Raw genomic sequence first — 6,340 nt, forward strand, 5'->3', positions numbered from 1 at the left:
CCATTGCAGATGCGTGCAAGCGGTCTGAACAGCAGAATCCTGGTATGAGCGAGGAACAGAAGGAGACATTGCTCGGCAAGGTTGTCGATAAGGTAATGTCGAATTATAAGGAAACGCATGGCTCATTAAAGGGATTCAACAGAGAGGGCAAAGATGTCACGCATATTGATGTAAATGATGAGAGAACAGCGGAGCTTTTGGAGAAAGCCTGTAAGAAAAGTCATATTCCGGTGGATATGAAAAAGGTAACGAGGGCAGATGGTTCCATCACGCATACTGCATTCTGTGAAGTGAAAAGCATAGACCAGATGGCAGCATTACTGAAGATGGCTTCCGAACGGGTACTTGAGGAGCAGAAGGAAATGACCAAGACACTTGTACTTTACGATGATAAGGGCAAGGAGGTTATGTCGGCTGACTTTGTAAATAATGGTGAGATAAATATGGATGATGTGGAAACACTGTCAAGATTCTCTACGAGATTTGAGATCAAGGATCACAAGAATGAAGTTTTGGAATCCAGAAGTATCACACCAAATGCAAAGGAGGAAATCAAGGAAGCGGCGAGAAAACATAATCCGAAGAAGGATAAGTCGCTTACGGAGCGAATTAAGGACAAGAAGGAGCAGTCACAGAAGAAACAGAAAGACAAGAACCGGCAGCGAGAGAAAACGAAGAAAAAGAGCCGGGATACAAGTTTATAGGTGGTGCTTATGGGGAATAAGAATATCGGCGGTGCCATACTTGATGACCTAAAGGCATTACCTAAGAAGATACTGAAACCGTATTACAAGAATGGAAAGCTGAATGCGAATAAGATAGCGATTGATGGAATCCCGTTTGTAATCATATTTTATGTGATAAATAAGTATGTGCAGGCGGTGGTATCAGCAGATGGCGGCGATATGCTGGATAAGTGTGTCAAAGCATTTTCACTGATATTCCAGGTCAAGCCTTATTTTACACCATCGTTTAAGCTGACACCGCTTATCTGTGGTATCGGGGCAGGTGTGGCATTCAAGCTTTTCATGAACTCCAGAAAGAAGAATGCCAAGCAGTTCCGTCCGAGAGAGGAATATGGCTCTGCCAAGTGGGGAACGGATAAGGATTTTGAACCATATACAGACCCGGTTAAGTGGAACAACATTCCGCTGACTGCAACAGAGTGGCTCAGAATGACGAGACCGGAACACCCAAAGTACGACAGAAACAAAAATATCCTGATTGTCGGAGGTTCCGGAGCAGGAAAAACAAGAGGATTTGTGAAACCGTCACTTATGCAGATGCAGTGTTCATATGTTGTGACTGATCCAAAGGGAACTGTACTTGAAGAAGTTGGTACCATGCTTGCAAGAGGGGCATGGGAGCTTGACAATAAAGGTAACAAAGTACCGAAGGTCGGCAAGAACGGACAGACCTTAAAGACCAAATCCGGCAAGGTGATCTACAAGAGGACGCCTTATAAGATAAAGGTATTCAATACAATCAACTTCGCAAAGTCCATGCACTATAACCCATTTGCATATATTCACACGGAGCAGGATGTTCTTAAATTCGTGAATACGCTGATTGCAAATACAAAGGGCGAGGGCGCACAGAGCGGAGAAGATTTCTGGGTAAAAGCCGAAAGGCTCCTGTTCACAGCGTATGTGGCATACATTGTGAAATACTGTAAAAAGAGTGAGAGAAATTTTGTCTCACTTTTAGCCATGATAGATGCGTCGGAGACAAGAGAAGAGGATGAGGACTTCGAGAATGCCATTGACCTTATGTTCAAAGACATAGAATTTGGTAATGATGAAGAGGGCATAGAAGCAGATCCAGATTCTTTTGCAGTACGACAGTATCATAAATATAAGCTTGCGGCAGGTGTAATAAGATGAAAGAGACTTTTTAGTACCTTAACAGATTAAAGATTCTCTTTGAGCTTATTACTTTTGGCTCAAATACAGAGGAAAGGAGCAGAACATGAGTAGTGAGAAAATAATTGTATTATATGAACGATTAAGCCGAGAGGATGAGAACCTTGGGGAGTCGTACAGTATATCAAATCAAAAGAAGCTGCTGGAAGATTATTGCAGAGAAAAAGGGTGGACCAGGTTCAGGCACTTCACTGATGATGGTATATCCGGCACAACCTTTGACAGACCATCCTTTAAGGCTATGATACAGCTTGTGGAAGATGGAGAAGTGGAAACCATTATTCTAAAGGATATGAGCCGGTTAGGGCGGGATTATCTTGTGGTAGGTCAGCTCCGGGAGTTCTTTCGCAAAAAGGGAGTTCGTCTGATTGCAATTAACGATAATCATGACAGTTACAATGGAGATGACGATTTCCTTGTATTCAGGGATGTTATGAATGAAATGTATGCCAAGGATATCAGCAAAAAGATAAAATCCACATTCAAATCCAAGGGAAAATCCGGAAAGCATGTGGCAAGTGTTACACCATACGGATACCTGAAAGATGAAAATGACGGAAACCATTGGATTGTGGATGAAGAAGCTCCGAAATTGTGAGGCTGATATTCAAATGGACTATTGATGGGCTGGGTCCTTATCAGATAGCAAAACTTCTGCAGGAGAAAAAAGTGGAAATACCGGCAGTGCATATGGCACGCTTCGGGCAGGGGAATAACAGAAACAAGAAAGTGAAAGACCCTTATGGATGGGGTTCTTCTACAGTAGTCGGGATATTGAAGAAAAGGGAATACTTAGGTCACACGGTCAATTTTAAAACACAGAAGCATTTTAAGGATAAAAAGAGCCATTATGTATCAGAGGACAACTGGGTAATATTTGAGAATACGCAGGAGCCGATTATTGACCAGCAGACCTTTGATACAGTGCAGAAATTACGGGAAAATGTAAGGAGATACCCGGACGGATGGGGAGAGCATCATGTTCTTACCGGTCTTATGTATTGTGCTGACTGTGGTGCAAAAATGTATGTGCACCGGACAAGCAATGGAAAGAGGATTGCCCAGTATACCTGTTCTGCTTATACCAAGGTACCTTGCGGAACATTGTGCAAGACACAGCACAGGATTAACGAGTCAGTGGTGCTGGAACTGATAGGAGACACACTCAGGGCAATCTTTGAATATGCAAAGTATGACCGGAGCGAGTTCATAGACACCATAACAATGGCACAGTCAACACAGGAGGATGCAGAGGTAAAAAAGGTCAGGGCAAGAATCGCAGTGGCTGGAAATCGCTGTGAGGAGCTGGAGAAGCTAATCTGCCGTATTTATGAGGACAATATTCTCGGCAAACTACCGGACAGCAGATATGAGGTTCTTGATAAGCAGTATGCCAGGGAAAAAGCGGAGCTGGATGCAGAGATTAAGGAGCTGGAAGCGAAGCTCACAGAATATGAGAAAAGCAGAAATTCTGCCGGCAAGTTTATTGCACTGATTGATAAATATGAGAAGTTCGAGGAACTGACACCGGCAATGGTAAATGAATTTGTTGATAAGGTGCTGGTGCATGAAAGAGACAGAAAGGGGAGCATCCAAACCACGCAGGAGATTGAAATCTATTTCAATTTTGTTGGTCGGTATGTTCCACCGGCAATGATGACAGAACCTACTGCTGAAGAGCAGGCTGAGATTGACCGGATTAACAGAATCAAGGACAGGAGACATCAGCAGTATTTACGAAGAAAAGAAAGTGGATGGCAGAGGAAATATGAAGAGCGTGTAAAAAATGAAAAGCGTGCAAAAATGCAGGCAATGAAAGAAGAAATCCGCAGGCAGGACAGGGAGAACGGAGTCTATGCAACGGCAGGCAGTCTTGCATTGGAACCGACGATTGGAATGCCTGAATAGGATTTCGCAGAAAGCACTTGAGAGAAGTCTTGGGTGCTTTTTTCATGCTCAAATTTCCGCAGGAAATGCAGGGCAACCGGAGAAGTTGAACTGTGTTATCCGTCCTGTGGGATGACAGATTTCAACTCCTTCGGAGCAGAGTACAGAGGTGCAACCTTTGTCGGAGTTGAGAGGCAGAGCCTTCATCAGGTCAAGGGCAGAAGCCCTGCCCAGTTTATTGTCGTAGCGACAATAAGTACTGGGTATTACTTGCCGCAAACGCAAGGGTTTATCGGCTCCGCCATCAAAAAAACAAAACAGTGGAGAGGAGAGAAAAGACAATGAAAGCTTCAAGGCATAATGGCAGAAGTGGAAAGCATGGAGTCTATGATGTAAAGCATAATGACAGGGATTTTGATGTGGAGCACAGTGAACATATTGATTCGGAAAGAACAAAGCAGAATGTTTACTGGGACTGCTATCAGGGTTACAGTTTTGCGGGCAGTTCCCAAGAGAGGCAGTTTAATTTTACAGAAATTGAGCGTGCCTATTACTATGAGCATTATTCAGATTTTGTGGATGCACAGAATGAGAGGAATGAGCAGGCAAGGCATCCGGAGAGAAACAGAACGATTGATGATGTACTGAAAAACAATAAGACCTGCCCGGAAGAAAGCGTGATACAGCTTGGCAATATAGACCATGCGGTTACACCGGATGTGCTAGCTAAGGTATCAGCAGAGTTCTTTGACGAGTTCAATAAAAGATATGGCTCCCACATTCATATATTGGACTGGGCACTGCACCTGGATGAGGCAACCCCGCATATTCATGAGAGGCATGTATTTGACGCAAAAAACAAATATGGAGAATTATGTCCCCAGCAGGATAAGGCACTGGAAGAGCTTGGCTTTGAACTGCCTGACCCAGCAAAAAAGAAAGGGAAATACAATAACCGGAAAATGAACTTTGATGCAGAATGCAGAAAATTGTTTTTGGAGATAGCACAGAGAAACGGAGTGCAGGTGGAGTGTGAGCCGGTTTATGGTGGTGCAGGCTATCTTGAAAAGCAGGACTTTATAATTGAAAATCAGAAAAAGCGAATTGCAGAGAAGCAGGCAGTTCTGGATGAGATTACCATGAGAGTTTTGGATATGGAGAATTTTGTGGAACAGGTAGCTGAGGATGCCTATGAAAAAGCGTGTGAGGCAGTATCTGATACAATGGCAGAGCAGACCAGGGCGGAAGATATTGAGGAGCTTCGCAGATATAAAAAGTGGCTGACCTCGGATGAGAGAAAGACACCAAAGGACAAGCGGGATTTTGTCGGAAGGTGTCTTGATAATTTGGAAAACAGGCTCAGGGGCATGGCACAGAAAGTAGCCGGGAAAGTAATGGAAACATTGCAAAATCCACGCATAAAGGAGCAAAAGAAGTCTGAGGTAAAGGAACATGCAAGGAAGTCAGTCCGTGCCCTTCTTGAGGCAAACAGGAAGCTTGTAGAGGAGCAGAGAGCAAAGGTGGCAGAAACACCAGCACACAAAAAAGCAAGGGGAGAGGAATTGGGATAAGCATGAATGTATTTGCAGTAGTGAAAGAAAATGTCACTGCAAGGCAGGTGGCTATGCAGTATGGCATCAAAATCAACCGGAGTGGGCTGGCTTGTTGTCCGTTTCATAAAGACAAGACTCCCAGCATGAAGATTGATAAGAGATACTATTGTTTCGGCTGTGGAGATACCGGAGATGCGATAGATTTTGTGGCAAAATATTTCGGGCTTGCACCAAAGGAAGCTGCAATGAAGATTGCATCTGACTTTGGACTGAATTATGACGCAACCAACCGGGCACCACCGAAAAAGATGGCACCAAAGAAAACACCGGAGCAGATACTGGATGAAGAGCAGAAGCAGTGTTTTTGTGTTCTGTCAGACTATTATCATCTGTTAAGGAAATGGAAAACAGAATATGCACCGAAGAGCATGGATGAGGAATGGCATCCCTGCTTTGTAGAAGCTCTGCAGAATATCAGTAAAGTGGAATATCAGCTTGATACTCTCCTTGAAAAGGATATCCCTGACAGAGCTTCTGTTGTTTCTGACATTGGAAAGGGGGTGAAGTCGATTGCAGGAAGAATTGAAGAGTATCGGAGAAGTCAGGGCGATGCTGGAGAGCACAGAAAAGGGAGAAGTCAGGAAAACAGTCGGTAACTATCGTCTGATTTTGATGAATGACCCTAATCTGCAGGGTGCATTCCGTCTGAACATGTTTACGGATAAAATCGACATTACAAGGGATTTGGGATGGTATCGTGAAAGCGACAGCCTGACGGATGTTGATTTGAAATTCCTTGTTGTCTACCTTGAAAAGCATTATGGATTATCCAACGAAAAGCGGATTGAGGATGTGATAAAGGTCGTGGCAAATGAAAACAGATACCATCCGGTTCTTGACCGCATCAATTCCATAACATGGGATGGCTGGGAGAGGATACGCTATGCACTGCATCACTTCTTAGGGGCAGAGGTCAGT

At 43.9% G+C, this 6,340-nt stretch carries 4 protein-coding genes and 2 pseudogenes; all 6 read left to right on the forward strand.

Annotated features, from left to right (window positions below):
* Positions 1–704 (forward strand): hypothetical protein (locus CCU_RS01675; RefSeq protein ID WP_208895902.1); only part of this gene is annotated, 704 nt, incomplete at its 5' end.
* Between the two features lie 9 nt (positions 705–713).
* A complete protein-coding gene (locus tag CCU_RS14385; RefSeq protein ID WP_015533332.1) occupies positions 714–1,883 on the forward strand; it encodes a type IV secretory system conjugative DNA transfer family protein in 1,170 nt (389 codons plus the stop codon).
* Between the two features lie 85 nt (positions 1,884–1,968).
* A pseudogene (locus CCU_RS14390) lies at positions 1,969–3,830 on the forward strand (recombinase family protein).
* A gap of 320 nt (positions 3,831–4,150) precedes the next feature.
* Positions 4,151–5,380, forward strand: coding sequence for a hypothetical protein (locus CCU_RS01690; protein WP_004853606.1), 1,230 nt, complete (start codon positions 4,151–4,153; stop codon positions 5,378–5,380).
* 2 nt (positions 5,381–5,382) lie between these two features.
* Positions 5,383–6,018, forward strand: a complete 636-nt coding sequence (locus CCU_RS01695; RefSeq protein ID WP_004853608.1) for a CHC2 zinc finger domain-containing protein — start codon at positions 5,383–5,385, stop codon at positions 6,016–6,018.
* Positions 5,972–6,340 (forward strand): annotated as a pseudogene (locus tag CCU_RS01700) (virulence-associated E family protein); the annotation flags it as partial. The gene CCU_RS01695 and the pseudogene CCU_RS01700, both read left to right, overlap by 47 nt.

The organism is Coprococcus sp. ART55/1 (genome assembly GCF_000210595.1).
Lineage (GTDB): Bacteria > Bacillota > Clostridia > Lachnospirales > Lachnospiraceae > Coprococcus > Coprococcus aceti.

Bases quoted from the DNA above. Each gene is read 5' to 3' on its own strand.
- CCU_RS01690 (WP_004853606.1), top strand. From the start codon at position 4,151: ATGAAAGCTTCAAGGCATAATGGCAGAAGTGGAAAGCATGGAGTCTAT.
- CCU_RS01695 (WP_004853608.1), top strand. From the start codon at position 5,383: ATGAATGTATTTGCAGTAGTGAAAGAAAATGTCACTGCAAGGCAGGTG.
- CCU_RS14385 (WP_015533332.1), top strand. From the start codon at position 714: ATGGGGAATAAGAATATCGGCGGTGCCATACTTGATGACCTAAAGGCA.